Below are 20,821 nucleotides of genomic sequence, written 5' to 3'. Positions count from 1 at the left end.
GCAACGGTAATGGCCAGTATCTGGATAAAACAAGATTAAATGCTGGGATGATGCACTCTAATAGCTTGATTGGAAAAGAAAAATAAACACGTGTGTGCTACATGTGTGCGCTGAAATCTAAGCTGTGGATAAGAAAGAGCGCCTGGCGGCGCTCTTTCCATTCTATAAATAATCAGAACTTCATGTTGAACTGGGCAGAAGCCAGGAAGGCGTTGCCGTGGGAAGTACCTTTCCAACGCAGGCTGTCGGAGTGGCTACGCAGACCTTCGTTGACGTCAACTTCTTTACCGTCCAGATAAGCCATACCAAAGTCAACGCTCATATCGGTGTTGATATGGTAGGTGGCACCGGCGCTGTACCAGATACGGTCTGAGTCGGGAATGCTCAGGCTGCGGTAGTCAGCTTCGATCGGGGTGTTGTCATAGGCAAAGCCCATGCGAGCTTCCCATGCCGGGTTGATATACCAAGTACCGCCGATGGAGTAGCGAGTAGAATCTTTGAACTTCTCATCTTTTTGCAGACATACGCCGCCAGCACATTGGCTGCTGGTTGCTTTCAGCTCCTGGAAGGCGCTCCAGTCAGTCCAGTTTACAGAGTAATGAACAGCAAACTGCGGGCTCAGGCGATGGTAACCGGCGAACTCGGCTTGTGCAGGCAGATCCAGCTTCAGGTTGCCATCCACTGTGCGATTCAATGAGCTTGCGCCTTGGAAATCACCGTCAAAGCTCATATCGACTTGTGAACGGTAGGTCAGTGCGAAGCGATGGTTTTCATTGACTTCATACAGGGTGCCGACGTTCCAGCCAAAGCCCCAGGTGTCGCCTTTAAGGTGAGCCAGACGGGTATCTGTCGGCAGCGGGCCACCTTGGCTAGGTGGGTTCAGTGGGCCCAGCAGACCGGCATAGCGGTTGAGTTCGGCGGCACCGTAAACGGCGTTTATACCAGCACCGACACTGAAGTGTTCGTTGACACGATAGGCAATGTTCGGGTTGATATTGAAGGTCATCAACTCGGTATCACCTGCACCGGCACCAGCCGGGAAGGTTTTGGAGTATTCGGTGGAGAGACCGTAGTTGGAGAAGATGCCAATACCCCAAGCCCACTGGTCATTCAGCGGCTGAATAAAGTAGGAGGCGGGAACGAAGGCTGCCGGAGCAATGCCACTTTCGCTGGCTGGAGCCATTTTGTTTGAGCCAGCGTAAACAGCACCATCCACATCCACATCCGGTTTGATGTAGGTGCCGGAGACAGAAACTGCCATCTTGTCGAAGGTGGTCATGGCAGCCGGGTTGCGGGCCAGAACGGAGGCGTTGTCGGCAATGGCTGCTTCACCAGCATAGGCACGACCCAGACCGGAGGCTGAGTGCTCGTTCAACTGGAATGCCGCTGCATGGACTTGACCGGTGGCCAGCGCAATGGTGGCGGCAATCAGGCTCTTCTTAAACATAGTTGTCGTCATGGTGGTCTCTCTTGTAGGCAGATTTTTTTGTCGATATTGGCGGCATGTTCAATGCAAACCTCGACAAAATCCGTTTTTATTTCAGCTTCTTCCGAATCAATTCTGGCGTGATTCTATGTATCTGGTAGGAGGTAAGAAATCAGACCAGTGACAGCAGAATACATAAAAGTGATCAATCTGTTAATCATTTGTTTTAACTTGATGTTTAATTCATCATTTACGGGGTAAGACAGGTTTTTTTTTAGGCGAAACGGTTGATCCTGCTCACAAAAATAATTTTGCTGTTTTTCGCAATTTTGCGACAAAAAGCAGGTAATGGGTCGGGAAAGAGAGGGGAAACAGGCAGCTGGCTGGTGTCGCTGCCTGGTGTTATCGATAGATTCTGTTCGTTAAATGTTCCAGTGAAGTCGTGACTGCAGGGCCGTAGCGACGGGGGCAAGCGGCTCCTTCATCTGGCCAATCAGTACCATATTTCCTCCTTTAAACTGGACAATCTCTCCTTTGAGGGTGCCATCTGCAAAACTGGGCTGCAGAGAGAGAGGAACATGCTTGGGAACCAGAAAGAGGGTAACGGGTCCCATCTTGCCCTGGATCACCATATGCAATGCCGGCCCCTGATAGAAGGCGCAGTGGTTGACATAGGTCACCTTGAGACCATCCATACCGCTCAGGGTCGCGCCATATTTCTCCATCTTGGCGTTGATGCTCTGCAAATTGACCCGCTCATCGATACCTTCGATAAACGGCTCCTCACCATAGACATGGGCCATCGCCACCTGAGCGAGGGAGAGTGTTTGATCGGAGCTGGCAGGCCAACTTATCCATCGGGTACTCACTCCAAGTAGAAAAGCGACGGATGCAGCCATGGCCACGGCTCGCCAATGGGATTTCGGCGCAGTGCTGCTGACAACATGCCGTGTTTTCTCCTGCTGATCTTCGCTCTGTTGCAGGGCTTGTTTGAGCAGGATCCGCTCTGCCAGCCCTGACGGCGGCTCGATACTCATGGTACGCGCAATCCGTTGCTCGAGAGTTTTCATCTCGTCGAGATAGCGCTGATTGGCAGGATTGGCACGGGCAGCCTCGAGGAAGTCGGGTTGCTGATCGCCGGGCTGGATCATGGCGCGACGGCGAAACTCCAGTTCATCCATGTCCATCTCCTCTTGATAATTTCTTCTGCGCCATCGCCTCTTTCAGTTGGTTGCGGGCGCGAAACAGTCTTGTCATGACCGTGTTTTTGTTGAGCCCGAGCAGCTCGGCAATGTCCTCACCGCTAAATCCGCCCAGCACCTGCAGCATCAGGGGCTCCCGATACTCTTCGGGCAGGCGGGCAATGTGACGATGCAACCACTCGTTCTCCATCTCCTCTTCGCTGTGTAGCGCATCGGGCTGGGGTTGGGGGTGGTCGTCCAGATCCACCAGATCAAACTGTTTGCGCTCGAAACGGCGGGCATTCTCCCGGCGCAAGATAGTGATCAACCAGCCTTTGGCTGCCTGATCGTCCTGCAGGGCGTCGATACCCTTCCAGGCTCGCAGGAAGGTCTCCTGCACCAGATCTTCCGCGACGTGAGGATCCCTCACCAGCCAGTAGGCGTAGCGATAGATATCCTTGTGCAGCGCATGAACCAGCGCTTCGAATTTGGTTTGTTTGTCAGCCATAGGGTCATAGACCGGTAAAGTGGCCGGATCATTTCCACTTTTATGAGGCTGACCCCGCTTTTTTCTAAAAAAGAGCAATAGGAGTGTCTCCTGTTGTGGAGGCTGGGTTAACCCCGCAAGGGGAACCGGTGGGCCATCAGGGCAAGGAGCTGAGCGATGCCCGCTGTTTCAACGTGGCAGAGATCACGGGAGATTGTGCACCATGGCACGGCCGGTGCCGAGGGGGCAAAACAGGCGTGATCCAGCTCAGCTTGCCATCTTTGCAACGGATCTGTATTGGACTTTTTCGCCCAATCGGATGGGGTGGAAAGCGAGAGCCAGTGGCGCAGGGCTAAACGGCTTTGCTCGCTCTGCTGGCTGGCAAGTGCTCGTTGCAGACGATAGAAGGCGAGCCAGCGCGGACTGTTGTGCCTTATGCCTCGCAGCAGCAGCGCCAGCAATACCCACCAGAGGCTCTCGTTGGCCAGTGGCAGTGACTCGCCCGTACCTTGCCGGCTGGCCGGCTGGAAAACGAGGCGAGTGGCAGGCAGCTTCGCCTGTTCTATACGACCGCTTGCGGTATTGAACCAGGGCAGGGTGATCGCTGGTAGTTGATACTCTCCTGCCTCGCCGGCCAGCAGGGTTTGACGCCACTCCCGCTCAAACAGCAATTTGCCCTCCCGATAACGCTCCTGCTGCTGCTCGCCATCGGGGTGCGCTTGCAGCCCGGCGGGGAGCTGCTGCGCCATAAGAGGGGCAAGCTGCACCTGACTGCTGTCGCCATTTTCAAGCGTGATGGTAATGACCCGGATCAGCGGCTCCCCCGCGTGGCCCTCTGCCGAGGGCTCTATCCGCTGGGTCAGCAGCAATCGACTGGCTACCGGCGTTGCGGGAGCTTGGTCAACACGAACCTGAAGGGGGGCAGCTCGGGCGGCAAGGCGCTGTAGCTGGCCTCCGTTTTGGGGCAATTGTCCCTGTAGCCGCGGGGAGTCGATAAGCCAGAGGCCCGGTGCCTTGGCCTGGATCAGCCAGCTGCGGGTCAGTCTGCCGGGCAGACCGCTCTGCACCGGGGGAAGCCACTCATCGCTACCAAGGCGGCGAATGATGAAATGGGGCGAGTTGAGTTCACTGAGCCCGGGTTGCTGCATGGTGGTGGGGAGCCAGAGCGTGAGCCGATAGATCACCGGCTGACCGGGATAGAGGGGGCCTTGATGATCAAGCTGGGTCTCCATCTCCAGTGCGGCTGGGGGTGGTGGTGCAGGCAGAGTTTGTTGTGGTGCTGGGGCCTTGAGTGTCAGCTCGGGTGTCCACTCGTTGCCAAGCTTTAGCGGTGCGATCGCCATGCTGGCAGGATCATCTGGCTGGCTGGTCAGGTGCAACGGGATCTGCCAGCGGGTCAACTGCTGCACCGGGGTGGATATCCGACTCATGGTGACTCTGCCCACGGCGAACTGGCGCAGCAGCGGTGTGATCTCGAGCTCGTTGCCCTGACGCACGCCATCCGCCTCGATCACCAGCAACCAGTCAGCCGGGGTGGCACCAGGCAGCAATTCAGCCCGTGGCTGTGCCCAGCCGGGGAGGCTCAGCATCACAAGCAGTAGCCAGCAGAGCATGTGCTGCTTCACCATGGCTCTTCTACCTTGATGAGCTCACGGCGCAGCGCCTCTTTGCGCAGCCGCTGTTCCAGCAAAAGCACTGGCGGCGCAGGGGGCAGTGGTACCACATCGACCTGTGCCTTTTCTGGTTTGCTGGATGCGCTGCTGGGCGTTGCTTCTGCAGGGGCTGCCGACTCACCGCCTTGCAGTAGTGAGAGGTTATAGAGGGCATCCTCATGGCGTGGTTCAATGGCCAGTGCGGCCAGATAGGCCTCTTTGGCTGCGGCCAGTTCCCCCAATTGGATCAGCGCATTGCCCCGGTTGTAGTGGGCGGTCGCGCTTGTTTCCTGCTCGTAGGCCGCGACGGCTTGCCGATAATCGCCAGCACGATACCAGGCGTTACCGCGCCATACCGGGTTGCTGAATGTGCTGGCCGCCAGCCGGTACTCTCCCTTCAGATAGGCTTGCATCGCCTGCTCGTCTGGTGATGGTGGGTGGGGGGAGGCTTGCGTCGGGGCAGGCGCCAATAGTGACCAGCCGATGGTTATTGCAATGAGCAGTTGGGTTCCCACCCGGGCAAGCAGCGCCAGGGTCAGTAGCGGCAACAACAGCCAGAGGCCGAGATCGCGCGGCGCCGGGGCGAGCGCCACCGTAGTGGTCGGCAGCGGGGCAAAACGGGGAGGCTCGCTACCCAGCCACTGCAGTTCGCCACCCAGCTTGCGCGCCAGGGTAGCCATGACTTCGCTCTGTGGTGCGGCCAGTTGGGCTGGGGGGCGTGTGGCAAAACCCAGCTCATTGGCCGGAATGGGTGGCATGGCCGCAGGTTCTGCACTGCTGGCAAGGAGAATATCGAGTCGTGGGCTATTGCTGTTGTGACAGAAAAGGCTCTCCTGACAGGGCCACTGCGCGGCAATCTCATCCATCTGTTTGTTACTCAGGCCGTCGGTGATGAGCAGCAGACGTGCCTGCTCACCGGGGGCAATCTGTTTCATGGCAAGGGCGATGGCCCGCGCGGGGTTACTGCCTTGCAACGGCATGATGTCGGGGCGCAGATCGGGCAGCAGCAGGGCAATGGCTTGATGATCCCGGGTGGGGGGCATGGCGAGATAGGCGTCGCCAGCGTAGAGAACGAGCGCAATCCGGGCATTGATGGCAGTGCCAAGCAGTTGCTGGAGTTGCAGTCTGACCCGGGTAGCACGATCCGGTTTTAGATCGGTGGCCTGCATCGAGCGGGAGAGATCCAGGATCCAGATATCGAGCGGCGCGGCCGGTTGCGCTTGCCACTCACTGCGCAGGGCGGGGCCGCTGAGTGCCAGAATGACCGGTAGCGTCGCCAGCCAGAGCCAGGGGCGAGCCGGTTTAGCTTCTGGCAACAGGTAGGCACGCATGGCAGGAGCCAGCATGGGGGGCTGGCGACGCCGCCTCCATCCCTGCCAGAGCCACGGGATGAGCGCCAGTAGCCAGAGCGGCCTGAGCAGGATCAGATCCATCGTCTCGCTCTCTGCAGCAGGGCGCGGGTAAATCGGTTATCTACCCCGCCATGGCCTGCGGGCAGCAGTAACAGCGCACAGGCCATCGCCAGCGGCCAGGGGTAAAGCTCTGTCACCGGTTGATAGTGGGCGACGGGATGGGCGGTGGGCTCCAGCTGGTTGATGGCCTCGTTGATCGCCTCCAGATCGCTTTGGCTGCGGGCGCGAAAATAGCGCCCATTGCCAATCTGGGCCAGCTGCTTGAGCAGGGGCTCATCAAGCTCGCTGCTGGGATCGCTCTGATCTGCGCCAGCGTCATTGAAAGGCTGCACAAAGGTATCGGGATCGGCTCCGACCCCAAGGGTGTAGATACGTATCCCCTGCGCTGCGGCGAGTTTGGCCTCTTGCTCCGGATCGGCACTGCCTGCGGTATTGCGCCCATCGGTTACCAGCAGCAGCGCCGTCGGACGACCCCGCTCGGCATGCTGGCGTGCCAGCAGGATCGCTTCACCGAGGGCGGTGGTACGGCCAACCAGATCAAAATCGAGTTCATCGCTCAATGTCAGCAGCGCAGGGATCTCCTGGGTCAGGGGAGAGAGCAGGTAGGCGTGATCGGCAAAGACGACCAGAGCGATCCGATCGCCGGCGCGCTGGGCGATCAATCTCTTGATTTGCTGGCGAACCGCCGTCAGGCGAGCCAGCTGCTCGCCGCTATCGAGCATATCCGGGGTGCGCATGCTGTCGGAGAGATCGACCGCCAGCAGCAGATCACGGCTCCCCTGATAGCGCACCACCGGCTCTTCCCACCACTGGGGACGGCAAAGCGCCGCAATCAGGGCGCACCAGATAAGCCCCGCTCGCCACAAAGACATACCTGCATGTGCGCGCAGCAGGGGAAAGCCAGGGTGGGCAAGATAACCGTGGCGCAGGGGGGGCAGGCCGAAACGCACCAGCAACGGCAGCACCAGTGCGAGCACAAACCAAGGCCAGGCAAGGGTCATCGGTTTCCCCTTGTTCGGCTCTTGCTCGCCTGCCGTGGCTTGTACAGAAAATAGGTACGTCCCCAGCGGTAATAGTTCTGTTTAAGCTGCTCGCTCTGTTCGTGATCGGGTGACTGATTGCCATAAAGCCAGCAGCTCCAGTGATGGGCAAACTGGCTGAAGCGGGTACTGCCCTGACGATCCAGAAACGCGAGCCACTCCTCTCCCTGCAACAGGCGAGACTCGGGCCAGCGATGCAGGGCCTCCTGGCGCAGGTTATCCTGGATGCGGTTGACCAGCAGTTGTGGATCGCCTTCCAACTGCCTGCACCAGCGCCTGTATTGTTGTACTCGCATTGCCAATCTGATGATCAGCACCAGTAGCAAAACGAGGATCAGGAGCCATAGCAGGGCTTGTAAACGGGGATCGAGGAGTTGCTCGCCAACCTCGGGGCCTGGATGAATGTCCCGGATCTTGTCCTTCAGCAGTGCGTTCAGGGGGGCGGTAATGGCCTCTGATGCCGGACTGCTGGCCAAGAGTGGTGCTATCCCTGATGACATAACCCCTCCTGCCACTGTTGTTGCAGTGTCCGACCGTTATCGAGCAGATAGAGACGCTGTACCAGCGGTAGCAGCTGTTGCCTGCCCAGTTGCAGTTGCTGCTCGGCCGCCTGTTGGTAGCGATGGGAAAAGCCGCTGTGCTGACCATCGAGCCAACCCTGATAGGGGGCTGAAGCCCGGTTGATGGCCACCGGCAGCAAACCGCTTGGCGGCAGCGTGGCTTCCAGCGGATCACGGATCTGCCAGTAGTGAATATCGTGACGCAGCGAAATTTGCTGGAGCCGCTGGCAGAGCGCTGATTCACAGGGGCGGTGATCGGTAATGACGGTCAATCTGGCGCCGTGGGGGAGTGCCGTTTGTACGAGGGTATCGGCCAGTGTCTGGGAAAGCGGCTGGCGGGCCAGCCCTTGCCGGTAGTGATGGCAAAGGGATTCGAGCAGCGGCAGCACGTTGCCCCGCTGGCTCTGGCGATGGGGGGCAATCCCATGGCAAATCAGAGTGTTGTGCTGTTTCTCATGTCGCCAGATAAGGGCGGCCGCCAGTTCGCAGCCAAGGCGAGCCTTGAGCTGCATGGTGGAGCCGAAATACATGGCGGGGGAGAGATCGAGCAGCAGCCAGTGTGCCTGATCCTGCTCCTCGCGATAGAGACGGGTGTAAGGACGACCAAGGCGCGCCGTCACCCGCCAGTCGATATGACGCACCTCGTCACCCGCCTGATAGGCGCGCAGCTCGCGAAAGGTGAGCCCGGGAGTGCGACCCGGTTTGCCGCGTTCGCTGCTACTTCTGCCTGCGCGCGGGGGCATCTTTGCCTTGGCCCAGTAGCGGATCTTGAGCAGCTGTGGCAGCGACAGGGCGATATCGGGATGGAGGTCCGGCGCTAGGGGCATGGTACCTGATCCAGCAGCTGGGCGATCAGGGTGTCGTTATCCAGATTGTCCGCCAGGGCCTGATAGCTTGGGATAAGGCGGTGACGCAGCACCGGATAGGCTTGCAGCTGGATATCTTCCGGCAGCACGAAATCCCGTCCCGCCAGCCAGGCGCGGGCGCGGGCTGTACGGGCCAGTGCCAGCGTGGCTCTCGGGCTTGCCCCCACCGCGAGCAGCGGTTCAAGGGCAGGGCAGAGGCCGCTACCGGGGCGGGTAGCGCAGACCAGCTCTACCAGATAGTGTTCAAGCCTGCTCTGCATGCTGACCGCCAGCACTTCGCTGCGAGCGCCTTGCAAGGCGGCCTGGCTCAGGGTCACTGGCGCTGCGCCAAGCTGTTCGCCACCGGCATTGAGCTGCAAGATGGCGAGCTCCATGGCCGGGCTCGGATAATCGACTATCAGCTTTAGCAAGAAACGGTCGAGCTGTGCTTCCGGCAGGGGATAGGTTCCCTCCTGCTCGATGGGGTTCTGGGTGGCGGCCACCATAAAGAGCGGCGGCAGGCGCCAGCTCTTTTTGCCCACTGTAATTTGGTGTTCTGCCATCGCTTCCAGCAGCGCAGATTGCACCTTGGCCGGCGCCCGGTTGATCTCGTCCGCCAGTATCAGATGATTGAACAGGGGGCCGGGCTGGAATACAAAACTGGCATCCTGCGGGTGAAACACCTCGCTGCCGGTCAGATCTGCCGGGAGCAGATCAGGGGTGAACTGGATGCGAGCAAAACGCCCCTCGACAGCGCCAGCAAGCGCCTTGACGGCACGGGTTTTGGCAAGGCCGGGAGCGCCTTCGATTAATACATGTCCTTCACATAACAGGGCGATCAACAGCCCTTCGATGAGCTCATCCTGTCCCAGAATTTGACTGACAAGATAGTCCCTCAGTTGTTTGAACTCCGCCGCTGCCATGCGATAAACCCGTTGTTTTTATGGAAGTTGATCTTTTTATACTCCAGTTGAGCCACAAGGGCGAGTGAAGGGCACCAGCCTTGCTGAATTTAGTTTCAATCAGCTGTATGAAACTTGTGATTGGATTGTTAAGATGTGGCGCAATGAGGTCAGACCTCTCCCTTATAAACCCAAGGAGCCAGGATGAAACAGCCATTGAAACTGACGACTCGCCAGGGCGAACGGATTGCCGTCGTGGCGGGGCTGCGCACCCCATTCGCCAAGCAGGCGACTGCCTATCATGGCGTCCCTGCGGTGGATCTCGGCAAGCTGGTGGTGAGCGAGATGCTCGCCCGCACCGATCTCGACCCCAAGCTTATCGACCAGCTGGTGTTTGGCCAGGTTGTTCAGATGCCGGAAGCCCCCAACATTGCCCGTGAAATCGTGCTCGGCACCGGCATGAGCGTCAACACCGATGCCTATAGCGTCTCTCGTGCCTGCGCCACCAGTTTTCAGGCGGTGGCCAACGTCACCGAATCCATCATGGCCGGTACGGTAGATATCGCCATTGCCGGCGGTGCTGACTCCTCATCCGTGCTGCCCATCGGTGTGAGCAAGAAGCTGGCCCGCGCTCTGGTTGATCTCAACAAGGCGCGCAATCTGCAACAGCGTTTCAATATTCTGCGTCAGCTGCGGGTCAAGGATCTGCTGCCGGTGCCGCCTGCGGTGGCGGAATACTCCACTGGCCTCTCCATGGGGCAGACCGCCGAGCAGATGGCCAAGAGCCACCAGATCAGCCGCGAAGCACAAGATGCGCTGGCACACCGCTCCCATACTCTGGCGGCGCAAGCATGGGCTGATGGCAAGCTCAGCGGCGAGGTGTTTACCGCCCATGTACCGCCCTACAAGTCGCCGCTCGAGCGGGACAACAATATCCGTGAAAGCTCCGATCTGGCGAGCTACGCCAAGCTCAAGCCAGTGTTTGATCGGATTCATGGCACAGTCACTGCCGCCAATGCCACCCCGCTTACCGACGGCGCCGCTGCAGTGCTGCTGATGCGGGAAGGGCGAGCCAAAGAGCTGGGGCTCGAGCCGCTTGGCTATATCCGCAGCTTCGCTTTCTCGGCCATCGATGTGTGGCAAGACATGCTGATGGGCCCCTCCTATGCCACGCCGCTGGCGCTGGACAGAGCCGGTATCACGCTCAGTGACCTCACCCTGATTGACATGCACGAAGCCTTTGCCGCCCAGACCCTGGCCAACCTCAAGATGTTTGCTAGCACCGAGTTTGCCCGTGACAAGCTGGGCCGCGATCAGGCTATCGGCGAGGTGGATATGGACAAATTCAACGTCCTCGGTGGTTCGCTGGCTTATGGCCACCCCTTTGCCGCGACCGGTGCGCGGATGATCACCCAGACCCTGCATGAGCTGCGTCGCCGTGGTGGGGGATTGGGACTCAACACCGCCTGTGCGGCGGGTGGATTGGGCGTGGCTATGGTGTTGGAGGTTGAATAATGAGCGCTAAGACTTTTTCCTTGGATGTTCGCCATGATGGCATTGGTATTCTCACCATGGATGTGCCGGGCGAGAGCATGAATACTCTGAAAGCCGCCTTTGTGGAGGAGATCCGCTCCGTGCTGGCCGAGGTGAAACGCAACAAGGATTTAATCGGCCTGGTGATCACCTCCGGCAAGAAGGATTCCTTCATCGCAGGAGCCGACATCACCATGCTGGCCGCCTGCGCCAGTGCCAATGATGCAGAAACCCTGTCGCGAGAAGGACAGGTTCTCTTTGCCGAGATCGAGTCATTGACCATTCCGGTGATCGCCGCTATTCACGGTCCTTGCCTCGGCGGCGGGCTGGAGCTGGCGCTGGCCTGTCATGGCAGAGTGGTGACCGATCACGGTAAAACCGTGCTGGGTCTGCCCGAGGTGCAACTGGGCTTGCTGCCGGGCTCCGGTGGTACCCAGCGCCTGCCGCGCCTCATCGGGGTGGCCAAGGCGCTCGATTTGATGCTGACCGGCAAGCAGGTGAGGGCCAAACAGGCCAAAAAACTGGGGCTGGTGGACGATATGGTGCCGCCCTCCATCTTGTTGGATGCTGCAATAAAACTGGCCAAGAAGGGCAAGCCCCGCCACGAGTTGAAGCGGGATCTGCAGGGCAAGCTGCTGGAGACCAACAAGCTTGGCCGCAAGGTGCTGTTCGATCAGGCTCGTAAAGGGGTGATGAGCAAGACGCGTGGTAACTACCCTGCGCCGGAGCGGATCCTGGACGTGGTGCGCATTGGTGTGGAGGAGGGGATGCAGGCTGGCCTCGCCGCCGAGTCCCGCCACTTCGGCGAGCTGGTGATGACAGCCGAGTCTGCTGCCCTGCGTTCTATCTTCTTTGCCACCACGGAAATGAAGAAAGAGGTCACCTATCAGGGAGCAGAGCCCCGTAAGGTGGGTCACGCGGCCGTGCTGGGTGGCGGCCTGATGGGGGGCGGCATCGCATTTGTTACCGCCACCAAGGCGGGCGTACCGGTGCGGATCAAGGATGTGGCAAGCGCCGGGATCGGCAATGCCATGCGCTACAGCTACGACATCCTGGCCAAGAAACTCAAGCGCCGTCATATCCTGCGTAGTGAGCTTGAGAAGCAGATGAGCTTGCTGACCGGTACTCTGGACTACTCCGGTTTCCACCGGGTCGACATGGTGGTGGAGGCGGTGTTTGAAGATCTCAATCTTAAACACCAGATGGTGAAGGATGTGGAGCGTGAGTGTGGTGAACACACAGTGTTTGCCTCCAATACCTCGTCACTGCCCATCAACCAGATAGCTTCAGTGGCGAGCCACCCCGAGCGGGTTATCGGGTTGCACTACTTCAGTCCGGTCGACAAGATGCCGCTGGCGGAGATCATCCCCCACGCCGGCACCAGTGCCGAGACGGTCGCCACCACTCTGGCCTTCGCCCGCGCACAGGGCAAAACGCCTATCGTGGTGAAGGACGAAGCCGGTTTCTACGTCAACCGCATCCTCGCTCCCTACATGAACGAAGCTGCACGTCTGGTGTTGGAAGGGGAGCCGGTAGAAGTGCTGGATAGCGCGTTGCTCGACTTCGGTTTCCCGGTTGGCCCCATCACATTGCTGGACGAAGTGGGCATCGATGTAGGCGCCAAGATCTCACCCATCCTCGAAAAAGAGCTCGGTGGTGAGCAGTTCCAGGCACCCAAGGCGTTCGACAAGCTGCTGCAAAACGATCGCAAGGGGCGCAAGAACGGCAAGGGCTTCTACCTCTATGGCAAGGCAGCCAAAGGTAAGAAGAAGGTGGATGAGAGCGTCTACGATGTGCTGGGGATCAAGCCGGTGGCCAAGCTTGCCAGGCAGGATATTGCCGAGCGTTGTGTGCTGCTGATGCTCAATGAAGCGGCCATGACCCTTGACAGTGGTGTGGTTGCATCGGCTCGTGACGGCGATATCGGTGCCATCTTCGGTATCGGTTTCCCGCCCTTCCTCGGGGGCCCGTTCCGCTATATGGACAAGCTCGGTATCGATCATCTGGTTGGCCGTCTGGAGTATTACCAGAAGCGCCATGGTGATCGGTTCGCTCCCTGTGCCCGTCTCAAGGCGATGGCCGCGGAGCAGCAAACCTTCTATTGATAACCGCTGCAGATTGATCGCAAGCCAAAGAGGCCCGCACACCATGCGGGCCTCTTTCTATGTTGTGGTTTGTTCGGGTTATTCAGGTGGTGCTGCAATGATGCAGGCAGAGGCGAAGGCCGAAAAAATGGCCCACCGAAGTGGGCCATTTGCGAGGTAGCATGGTTCAGATACCCGGCTTACGCTCCGGGCAGCGGCCGATGATATCTGCAGGCAGATCGCCGTTATCCTGCTCCAGCACCACGTCGAATCCCCACAGCTGATGCAGGTGTTTGAGCACCTCATGGCGTGAGTCGCCAAGGGGTATGCGGTTGTGGGGGACATAGCGCAGGGTAAGGGAACGATCCCCTTTTACTGCCACGTTGTAGACCTGAATATTGGGCTCCAGATTGCTCAGGTTGTACTGGGCCGACAAAGTATTACGCACTTGACGATAGCCCTCGTCATTGTGAATGGCGGAGACCTTCAGATAGTTCTTCAGATCATCGTCATCAATGGCGAACAGCTTCATGTCGCGCATCACCTTGGGACTCAGGAACTGGCTGATAAAGCTCTCGTCCTTGAAGTTCTGCATGGCAAAATGCAGTGTATCCACCCAGTTGCTGCCCGCGTAATCGGGGAACCAGTATCTGTCCTCCTCGGTCGGGTTCTCGCAGATGCGGCGCAGGTCGGTAAACATGGCAAACCCCAGCGCATAGGGGTTGATCCCCGAGTAGTAGCGACTGTTGTAAGCCGGTTGATAGACGACATTGGTGTGGCTGTGCAGCACCTCCATCATGAAGCGATCGCTCAGCTTGCCCTCGTCATAGAGGTGATTGAGGATGGTGTAGTGCCAGAAGGTAGCCCACCCCTCGTTCATCACCTGGGTCTGCTTTTGCGGATAAAAATACTGACTGATCTTGCGCACGATGCGCACTATCTCGCGCTGCCAGGGTTCCAGCAGGGGGGCATTCTTCTCGATGAAGTAGAGAATGTTCTCCTGGGGTTCGGCAGGGTAGCGTCGGTCTTCCACCCCAGCAGCTTTATGCTGCTTGGGCAGGGTACGCCACAGCTCGTTGACCTGAGTCTGCAGATAATCTTCTCGCGCCTTCTGACGTCGTTTCTCCTCAGCCATCGAGATCTTCTGGGGCCGCTTGTAGCGATCCACCCCGAAGTTCATCAGGGCATGGCAGGAGTCGAGCAACTGCTCCACCGCTTCGATACCATGCTTCTCTTCACACTGGGTGATGTAGTTCTTGGCGAACAGCAGGTAGTCGATGATGGAGGAGGCATCTGTCCATGCTTTGAACAGATAGTTGTTCTTGAAGAAGGAGTTGTGGCCGTAGCAGGCGTGGGCCATCACCAGTGCCTGCATCGGCATGGTGTTCTCCTCCATCAGGTAGGCGATGCAGGGATCCGAGTTGATGACGATCTCGTAGGCCAGCCCCATCTGGCCGCGCTTGTAGTTGCGTTCGGTATGGATAAAGCGCTTGCCGAACGACCAGTGCTGATAGCCGATGGGCATGCCGACGCTGGAGTAGGCATCCATCATCTGCTCGGCGGTGATCACCTCGATCTGGTTGGGGTAGGTATCCAGCTTGTAGAAACGGGCGACCCGGGCGATCTCCTGGTGATAGGTCTCCAGCAGATCGAAATTCCAGTCTGGTCCATCATCCAGTGGCGCTACACGTTTTTCAGTTTCGATCATGTGACCTCCTCACGCCGCTTGCTTCTTGAACAGCTCCCGGAATACCGGATAGATATCCTCAACCTTGCGAATATGCTCCATCGCAAAGTGGGGGAACTGGCTGGCCACTGATTCATACTCGTGCCACAGGGTCTGGTGGGCACGGGTGGTGATTTCGATGTAGGAGTAGTAGCGCACCCTTGGCATGATGTCCCGCGCCAGGATCTCCCTGCATTGCGGTGAATCATCGGCCCAGTTGTCACCATCCGACGCCTGCGCCGCATAGATATTCCACTGGTTGGCCGGATAGCGTTCGTTAATGATGTCGTTCATCATCTTGAGCGCACTGGAGACGATGGTGCCGCCAGTCTCCTGGGAGTAGAAGAACTCGTGTTCGTCCACCTCCTTGGCCTGGGTGTGGTGGCGGATGTAGACCACCTCGACGTTCTTGTAAGTCCGGCTCAGGAACAGATAGAGCAGGATATAGAAACGCTTGGCCATCTCCTTGGTGGCCTGATCCATGGAGCCCGAGACGTCCATCAGGCAGAACATCACCGCCTGACTGGAAGGGACGGGCCGTTTGACGAAATTGTTGAACTTGAGATCGAAGGTGTCGATAAATGGCACCGCATCGATCCGCCGTTTCAGCTCGCGGATCTCCTTCTCGAGCTGGGCAATTTCGGCAAAGTGTTCGTTGGGATCGGCGGCCAGCAGAGCCAGTCGCTCTTCCAGTTCATGCAACTGGCGCTTTTTGCCAGCTTGCAACGCCATACGCCGTGCCAGCGAGTTTTGCAGGGAACGCACCACGTTGATATTGGCGGGCACCCCGTTGGAGGTGTAGCCCGCCCGATAGGTTTTGACTTCCATCAGCTGATTGAGCTGGGTTTTCTGCAGCCTGGGCAGCTCCAGATCTTCAAACAGCAGATCGAGATACTCATCCTTGGAGATTTGGAACACGAAATCGTCTGCTCCTTCCCCCTGATTGGATGCCTGCCCCTCGCCGGAACCCTGTCCACCGCCCCCTCCTTTGGGGCGGTCAATCTTGTCGCCAGAGACGAATTGATCGTTACCGGGATGAACCATCTCCCGTTTACCGCCTTGCCCCTGGTGGAAATGGGGCTCGCCGATGTCCTTGGTCGGGATGCTGATGCTCTCGCCCTTGTCTACGTCCTGAATGCTGCGCTTGGAGACAGCATCAGAGACCGCTTGTTTTATCTGCTTCTTGTAACGGCGGATGAAGCGCTGCCGATTGACAGCGCTTTTGTTTTTGCCGTTGAGCCTGCGGTCGATAAAATGCGCCATAACTCCCCCTTGAACAGTCAGGGTCAGGATGACTTGCGTACCCTGAGATACCATTCGGAGAGCAGTCGCACCTGTTTACGGGTGTAGCCTTTCTCCATCATCCGTTCGACAAAGTTATCGTGCTTCTTCTGCTCCTCAGCCGAGGTTTTGCTGTTGAAGGAGATAACCGGCAGCAGCTCTTCCGTGTTGGAGAACATCTTCTTCTCGATCACGGTACGCAGCTTCTCGTAACTGGTCCAGTTGGGGTTACGGCCTGCATTGTTGGCCCGGGCACGCAGCACGAAGTTGACGATTTCGTTACGGAAATCTTTCGGGTTGCTGATCCCTGCGGGTTTTTCAATTTTCTCCAGCTCGCTGTTGAGGGACGCTCTGTCAAACAGCTGGCCGGTTTCGGGGTCACGGTACTCCTGATCCTGGATCCAGAAGTCGGCGTAGGTGACGTAGCGATCGAAGATGTTCTGACCGTACTCGGAGTAGGACTCGAGATAGGCGGTCTGGATCTCCTTGCCGATGAACTCCACATAGCGCGGGGTCAGATAACCCTTGATGAATTCAAGGTAGCGATCGTGCAGCTCTTGCGGGAACTGCTCGCGCTCGATCTGTTGCTCCAGCACATAGAAGAGGTGCACCGGGTTGGCGGCCACTTCCGCGTGGTCGAAGTTGAAGACGCGGGAAAGGATCTTGAACGCAAAGCGGGTAGAGAGACCATTCATCCCCTCGTCCACACCGGCGTAGTCGCGATACTCCTGATAGCTCTTCGCCTTCGGATCGGTGTCTTTGAGGCTTTCGCCATCATAGACCCGCATCTTGGAGTAGATGCTGGAGTTTTCGGGCTCTTTCAGCCGTGACAACACCGAGAACTGGCCCAGCAACTCGAGGGTACCCGGTGCGCATTTAGCCTCGGTCAGTTCGCTGTTGACCAGCAGCTTCTCGTAGATCTTCACCTCTTCGGAGACGCGCAGGCAGTAAGGCACCTTGACGATGTAGACCCGGTCGAGGAAGGCCTCGTTGTTCTTGTTGTTGCGGAACTGCTGCCACTCGGATTCGTTGGAGTGAGCCAGCAAGATGCCGTCAAAGGGGAGGGCTGAGAGCCCTTCGGTACCGTTGTAGTTCCCCTCCTGAGTTGCAGTCAGCAGCGGGTGCAGCACCTTGATGGGCGCTTTGAACATCTCCACAAATTCCATCACACCCTGGTTCGCCTTGCACAGCGCACCGGAGTAGGAGTAGGCATCGGCATCATCCTGGGCGAAGTGCTCCAGCATGCGTATATCGACCTTGCCAACCAGTGAGGAGATGTCCTGGTTGTTGTCATCACCGGGTTCAGTCTTGGCGATGGCGATTTGATCGAGGATGGAGGGGTTGACCTTCTCCACCTTGAACTTGGTGATGTCGCCGCCAAACTCGTGCAGGCGCTTGGCAACCCAGGGCGACATGATGGGGCGCAGATAACGGCGCGGAATGCCGTACTCTTTTTCCAGAATTTCGCCATCCTCTTCGATGTCAAACAGACAGAAGGGGTGATCGTTGACCGGTGAGCCCTTGATGCGATAGATGGGCACCTTCTGCATCAGGGATTTCAGTTTTTCTGCCAGCGAGGATTTACCGCCGCCAACGGGGCCCAACAGATAGAGGATCTGTTTCTTCTCCTCCAGCCCCTGGGCGGAGTGTTTGAGATAGGAGACAATCTGCTCGATCGCCTCTTCCATGCCGTAGAAATCTTTGAATGCCGGATAGCGTGCCACGACGCGGTTGGAGAAAAGCCGGCTCAGTCTGGGGTTGGCAGAGGTGTCTACCATCTCAGGTTCACCGATGGCGGTCAGCAGACGTTCGGCCGCAGAGGCGTAGCAGGCTTTGTCCTGCTTGCACATATCCAGAAACTCCTGGATGGTGTACTCCTCTTCCCTTGCCTTTTCGTATCGCTGTTGGTAGTGCTCGAAGATGCCCATAACTTTGCCCTCGTTATAGTCGCTTGCCCTGAAAAAGTTGGATGACTGCTTTTGTGTTGTTTGCAATGTTAAGCCTAGTCAACAGCCCCCAGTAATCCATCAAGGTCGATTGGTTAAATGCGGAGGAAACCTGCCCGATCCTTGTGCGGGAGGGTCAGTCAACAACACACCTATGTTACTGACTGTTAAATTATTTTTGCCACGATAGTGAGGTAAATGTCAAAGACATAAAAAATAAATGTTTATTGGAAAGTGGAAACTGCCGGTGTTACCTGAAAGGTGAACAGTAAAAGATGAGGCGGGGGTTGGCTTGCACAGATATGGATAAAAATGTCATTACGTTCACGTCAACGTAAATTTCATGAATTAGATTTTTAGCTCTAATTTTTACATTGACGCTACATTATTGCTGCCCTAGATTGGCCATGTGTGAGCAGCGAGACACTTTAGCAAGAGAGTGTATCGTGATCTCACCAAGCTCTGTTTAAGCACGTTTCCGTTGGCTTGACCCTCGCAATAGCGAGGGTCTTCTTTTTTCAGCGTGTGTGAGCCGTTGCGGGATGTAAGAGGTGTGCGAATGGTCAGGCGTAGGCTTGCTCGACCGCCAGCAGCACGTCAGCAAATGGATGTTGTGCCAGCTGGCCGAAGCCGGCCAACGATTTTGCCTTGATTTTGCTGGTGAGCGGCGTGGCGATGCCGCACAAAAAGCGGGTGAGCACGCGTGCGTCCTGTGAGCCTGCCTTGGCGATGAGTGGATCGCACCAGGCGCGGATCCCCGCATCATTTGGCATAGTCTGCAGGGGCAGGGGCAGGGGAGGCAGTACAGCAACCTGGCCACGACAAACCGAGCAGTGACCACAATGGGTCGGAGCTGCCTCATCTGCGAAATAGCGGGCGAGGCGGTGGCTCAGGCACTCATCCGAGGTGAAAAAGTCGAGCATGGCTTGCAGTCTGGCAAGCTCGCTCTGCTCTTTTTGCAGGAATAGAGCGTGCAGTGCGCTGGCCTGCGCAGCGGGTTCCCAGTCATGGCGGTTGATCCGGTAGACCTCGGTCATCTGCTTGCTCTCAAGCTCGATCCAGCCTTGTTGCTGCAAATAGTCGAGGGCGGCGACCGCGCGTTGCCGCTCCCCCTGGTAACTCTGCCAGAGGGCATCGAAATCCATGGTGCACCAGCTGCGTGCCAGTGGCGCGCAGGCGAACAGCTGCTCCAGAAACTGACGTCGTTCCGGGTTGAAGCGGGCAAGAATGTCGCGCTTTTCCAGCACGAATTTGAAACGGTAGTCAGCGTAGTAGCTGTAGGCCGGCGTGATGATGCCCGCCATCTCCAGATAGACCAGCAGGGTTTTAAGCGGCAACTGGCGGATATTGGTATCGTTCGAGAGGCGCAGCAGGGTGAACTCCCACTCGGGTCCGCTTTGGTGGATCTGGACGAGGAGTTGAACTATGGCGTTCAGATCGGGCGTATCGCCATAGACAAAGTTCTCCAGCACCGGCAGCTGACTCTGGTTGGCCAGCACGATGCAGCGTGATGGTTGGCCATCGCGCCCGGCGCGGCCAATCTCCTGGCTGTAGTTCTCGATGGACTTGGGCAGGTCATAGTGGATCACTTGGCGAATATCGGCTTTGTCTATCCCCATGCCAAACGCGATGGTGGCGACGATGCAATCCACCTTGCCGCTCATGAAGTCGAGCTGTATCTGGCTGCGCAGCGCCGCATCGAGCCCGGCATGGTAGGCTCGGGCGTTGATCCCCCGTCTGGCTAGCACCTCGGCACACTCCTCAGCCGTATGTTGCAGGGTGACATAGACGATGGTCGGTGCCCCTTGAGATTGTGTCAGCATCTGACAGAGCCATTCGCTGCGCGCCTCCGGTAGCATCGGGATGACCGACAAGTCGAGGTTGGGCCGGTAGAAGCCGGTGACGACCACCCCTTGTGGCTCAATGGCGAACTTGGCTTGCATGTCGCCAATAACGGCTGGAGTTGCGGTGGCTGTCAGCAGCAACACCTGCGGGATCTGCAACTCCTGACGGTAGTCCGGCAGCTTGAGGTAGTCGGGGCGAAAGTTGTGGCCCCACTCCGAGATACAGTGCGCCTCATCGACGACCAGCAGCGAGAGTGGCACCTGCTGGATGAAGCGGCGAAAGCGCTCGTTCTTGAGTCGTTCCACCGAGATCATCAGGATCTTGAGCTGGCCAGCCAGCGCCTGTTGCATCACCTGTCGGCTCTCTTCCGGACTCTGGCTCGAGTCGAGGGTGGCTGCGCTGATCCCCTTGCTTTTAAGGAAGGCGAGCTGATCGTGCATCAACGCAATCAGGGGCGAGATCACCAGCGTCAGGTGGGGTAGGGCAAGGGCGGGCAGCTGATAGCAGAGGGATTTGCCAGAGCCGGTGGGGAAGATGGCAATAGCACTCTGGCCAGCCACGATCCGGTTGATGACCGCCTCCTGGCCAGGCCGGAGACTGGAGAAACCGAAGTGTCGGGTCAGAAGGGAGGGGATCATGGCAAGGCTCCGCAGCAAATGGTGGATGATACCACAGTTGGCCATCCGCCCGGGTGTTGATAAAACGAACAAAAATGGATGGTTACTCTGTTGTTGTGTTTTTGTTGCGGTTATTTGTGCCGGATACTGGATATTTTTTGGTAGGTCTCTGGAAAAAAGCAGTGGTGAATGGGATATTCCGTCATGCAATCCGGTGACCGGCGGATCGGCCCGACAGAAGGCTGGCCGCAGGCAACCCGTCAGAACGGAATCATGCTGACGGG

The 20,821-nt window shown here is 57.9% G+C and carries 15 protein-coding genes; 2 read left to right on the top strand and 13 right to left on the bottom strand.

Annotated elements, in window-relative coordinates:
- Positions 1–172: 172 nt before the first annotated feature.
- From AACR93_RS11740 to AACR93_RS11700, 9 genes are all read right to left on the bottom strand, one after another.
- A complete protein-coding gene (locus AACR93_RS11740) occupies positions 173–1,459 on the bottom strand; it encodes an outer membrane protein transport protein (protein WP_043850893.1) in 1,287 nt (428 codons plus the stop codon).
- Positions 1,460–1,848: 389 nt separating this feature from the next.
- On the bottom strand, positions 1,849–2,607 hold the full coding sequence (locus AACR93_RS11735) for a DUF3379 domain-containing protein (RefSeq protein ID WP_043850892.1): 759 nt from the start codon (positions 2,605–2,607) through the stop codon (positions 1,849–1,851).
- Positions 2,600–3,193: a sigma-70 family RNA polymerase sigma factor gene (locus AACR93_RS11730; RefSeq protein ID WP_041207632.1), complete on the bottom strand. Its 594-nt coding sequence runs from the start codon at positions 3,191–3,193 to the stop codon at positions 2,600–2,602. The genes AACR93_RS11735 and AACR93_RS11730 overlap by 8 nt, the downstream gene beginning before the upstream one ends.
- Before the next feature lie 29 nt (positions 3,194–3,222).
- Positions 3,223–4,722: a BatD family protein gene (locus AACR93_RS11725; protein WP_043850891.1), complete on the bottom strand. Its 1,500-nt coding sequence runs from the start codon at positions 4,720–4,722 to the stop codon at positions 3,223–3,225.
- The gene (locus tag AACR93_RS11720; protein WP_043850890.1) at positions 4,716–6,179 is read right to left on the bottom strand and encodes a VWA domain-containing protein; all 1,464 of its coding nucleotides are present in this window, start codon (positions 6,177–6,179) and stop codon (positions 4,716–4,718) included. Before AACR93_RS11720 ends, AACR93_RS11725 begins: the two co-directional genes overlap by 7 nt.
- Positions 6,170–7,159, bottom strand: a complete 990-nt coding sequence (locus AACR93_RS11715; protein WP_043850889.1) for a VWA domain-containing protein — start codon at positions 7,157–7,159, stop codon at positions 6,170–6,172. The genes AACR93_RS11720 and AACR93_RS11715 overlap by 10 nt, the downstream gene beginning before the upstream one ends.
- A complete protein-coding gene (locus AACR93_RS11710) occupies positions 7,156–7,698 on the bottom strand; it encodes a DUF4381 domain-containing protein (RefSeq protein WP_043850888.1) in 543 nt (180 codons plus the stop codon). The genes AACR93_RS11715 and AACR93_RS11710 overlap by 4 nt, the downstream gene beginning before the upstream one ends.
- The gene (locus AACR93_RS11705) at positions 7,683–8,585 is read right to left on the bottom strand and encodes a DUF58 domain-containing protein (RefSeq protein ID WP_043850887.1); all 903 of its coding nucleotides are present in this window, start codon (positions 8,583–8,585) and stop codon (positions 7,683–7,685) included. Before AACR93_RS11705 ends, AACR93_RS11710 begins: the two co-directional genes overlap by 16 nt.
- On the bottom strand, positions 8,576–9,526 hold the full coding sequence (locus tag AACR93_RS11700) for an AAA family ATPase (protein WP_043850886.1): 951 nt from the start codon (positions 9,524–9,526) through the stop codon (positions 8,576–8,578). Before AACR93_RS11700 ends, AACR93_RS11705 begins: the two co-directional genes overlap by 10 nt.
- A gap of 183 nt (positions 9,527–9,709) precedes the next feature.
- Between AACR93_RS11700 and fadI the strand changes: the two genes are divergently transcribed.
- Positions 9,710–11,020: an acetyl-CoA C-acyltransferase FadI gene (fadI, locus tag AACR93_RS11695; protein WP_043850885.1), complete on the top strand. Its 1,311-nt coding sequence runs from the start codon at positions 9,710–9,712 to the stop codon at positions 11,018–11,020.
- On the top strand, positions 11,020–13,143 hold the full coding sequence (gene fadJ, locus AACR93_RS11690) for a fatty acid oxidation complex subunit alpha FadJ (RefSeq protein WP_043850884.1): 2,124 nt from the start codon (positions 11,020–11,022) through the stop codon (positions 13,141–13,143). The genes fadI and fadJ overlap by 1 nt, the downstream gene beginning before the upstream one ends.
- Positions 13,144–13,309: 166 nt before the next feature.
- Here fadJ and AACR93_RS11685 read toward each other — a convergent pair whose 3' ends face one another.
- The 4 genes from AACR93_RS11685 to AACR93_RS11670 form a co-directional block, all read right to left on the bottom strand.
- Positions 13,310–14,830: a SpoVR family protein gene (locus AACR93_RS11685; RefSeq protein WP_041207641.1), complete on the bottom strand. Its 1,521-nt coding sequence runs from the start codon at positions 14,828–14,830 to the stop codon at positions 13,310–13,312.
- Positions 14,831–14,839: 9 nt separating this feature from the next.
- Positions 14,840–16,111 (bottom strand): YeaH/YhbH family protein, encoded by a 1,272-nt coding sequence (locus tag AACR93_RS11680; RefSeq protein WP_042030883.1) that lies wholly within the window; start codon positions 16,109–16,111, stop codon positions 14,840–14,842.
- Positions 16,112–16,134: 23 nt separating this feature from the next.
- Positions 16,135–18,057, bottom strand: a complete 1,923-nt coding sequence (locus AACR93_RS11675; RefSeq protein WP_033113275.1) for a PrkA family serine protein kinase — start codon at positions 18,055–18,057, stop codon at positions 16,135–16,137.
- Positions 18,058–18,638: 581 nt separating this feature from the next.
- Positions 18,639–20,558: a RecQ family ATP-dependent DNA helicase gene (locus AACR93_RS11670; protein WP_043850940.1), complete on the bottom strand. Its 1,920-nt coding sequence runs from the start codon at positions 20,556–20,558 to the stop codon at positions 18,639–18,641.
- Between the last annotated feature and the right edge of the window lie 263 nt (positions 20,559–20,821).

Origin of the sequence: Aeromonas sp. L_1B5_3 (assembly GCF_963866575.1) — a bacterium.
GTDB lineage: Bacteria > Pseudomonadota > Gammaproteobacteria > Enterobacterales > Aeromonadaceae > Aeromonas > Aeromonas jandaei.
The sequence above is the reverse complement of the archived record's forward strand: the minus strand, read 5'-3'. Positions and strand labels throughout refer to the sequence as shown.

What these genes read in the sequence shown, in the direction of transcription:
- AACR93_RS11740 (WP_043850893.1), bottom strand. Translation starts at nt 1,459, where the DNA reads ATGACGACAACTATGTTTAAGAAGAGCCTGATTGCCGCCACCATTGCG.
- AACR93_RS11735 (WP_043850892.1), bottom strand. Translation starts at nt 2,607, where the DNA reads ATGGATGAACTGGAGTTTCGCCGTCGCGCCATGATCCAGCCCGGCGAT.
- AACR93_RS11725 (WP_043850891.1), bottom strand. Translation starts at nt 4,722, where the DNA reads ATGGTGAAGCAGCACATGCTCTGCTGGCTACTGCTTGTGATGCTGAGC.
- AACR93_RS11720 (WP_043850890.1), bottom strand. Translation starts at nt 6,179, where the DNA reads ATGGATCTGATCCTGCTCAGGCCGCTCTGGCTACTGGCGCTCATCCCG.
- AACR93_RS11715 (WP_043850889.1), bottom strand. Translation starts at nt 7,159, where the DNA reads ATGACCCTTGCCTGGCCTTGGTTTGTGCTCGCACTGGTGCTGCCGTTG.
- AACR93_RS11710 (WP_043850888.1), bottom strand. Translation starts at nt 7,698, where the DNA reads ATGTCATCAGGGATAGCACCACTCTTGGCCAGCAGTCCGGCATCAGAG.
- AACR93_RS11705 (WP_043850887.1), bottom strand. Translation starts at nt 8,585, where the DNA reads ATGCCCCTAGCGCCGGACCTCCATCCCGATATCGCCCTGTCGCTGCCA.
- AACR93_RS11700 (WP_043850886.1), bottom strand. Translation starts at nt 9,526, where the DNA reads ATGGCAGCGGCGGAGTTCAAACAACTGAGGGACTATCTTGTCAGTCAA.
- fadI (WP_043850885.1), top strand. Translation starts at nt 9,710, where the DNA reads ATGAAACAGCCATTGAAACTGACGACTCGCCAGGGCGAACGGATTGCC.
- fadJ (WP_043850884.1), top strand. Translation starts at nt 11,020, where the DNA reads ATGAGCGCTAAGACTTTTTCCTTGGATGTTCGCCATGATGGCATTGGT.
- AACR93_RS11685 (WP_041207641.1), bottom strand. Translation starts at nt 14,830, where the DNA reads ATGATCGAAACTGAAAAACGTGTAGCGCCACTGGATGATGGACCAGAC.
- AACR93_RS11680 (WP_042030883.1), bottom strand. Translation starts at nt 16,111, where the DNA reads ATGGCGCATTTTATCGACCGCAGGCTCAACGGCAAAAACAAAAGCGCT.
- AACR93_RS11675 (WP_033113275.1), bottom strand. Translation starts at nt 18,057, where the DNA reads ATGGGCATCTTCGAGCACTACCAACAGCGATACGAAAAGGCAAGGGAA.
- AACR93_RS11670 (WP_043850940.1), bottom strand. Translation starts at nt 20,558, where the DNA reads ATGATCCCCTCCCTTCTGACCCGACACTTCGGTTTCTCCAGTCTCCGG.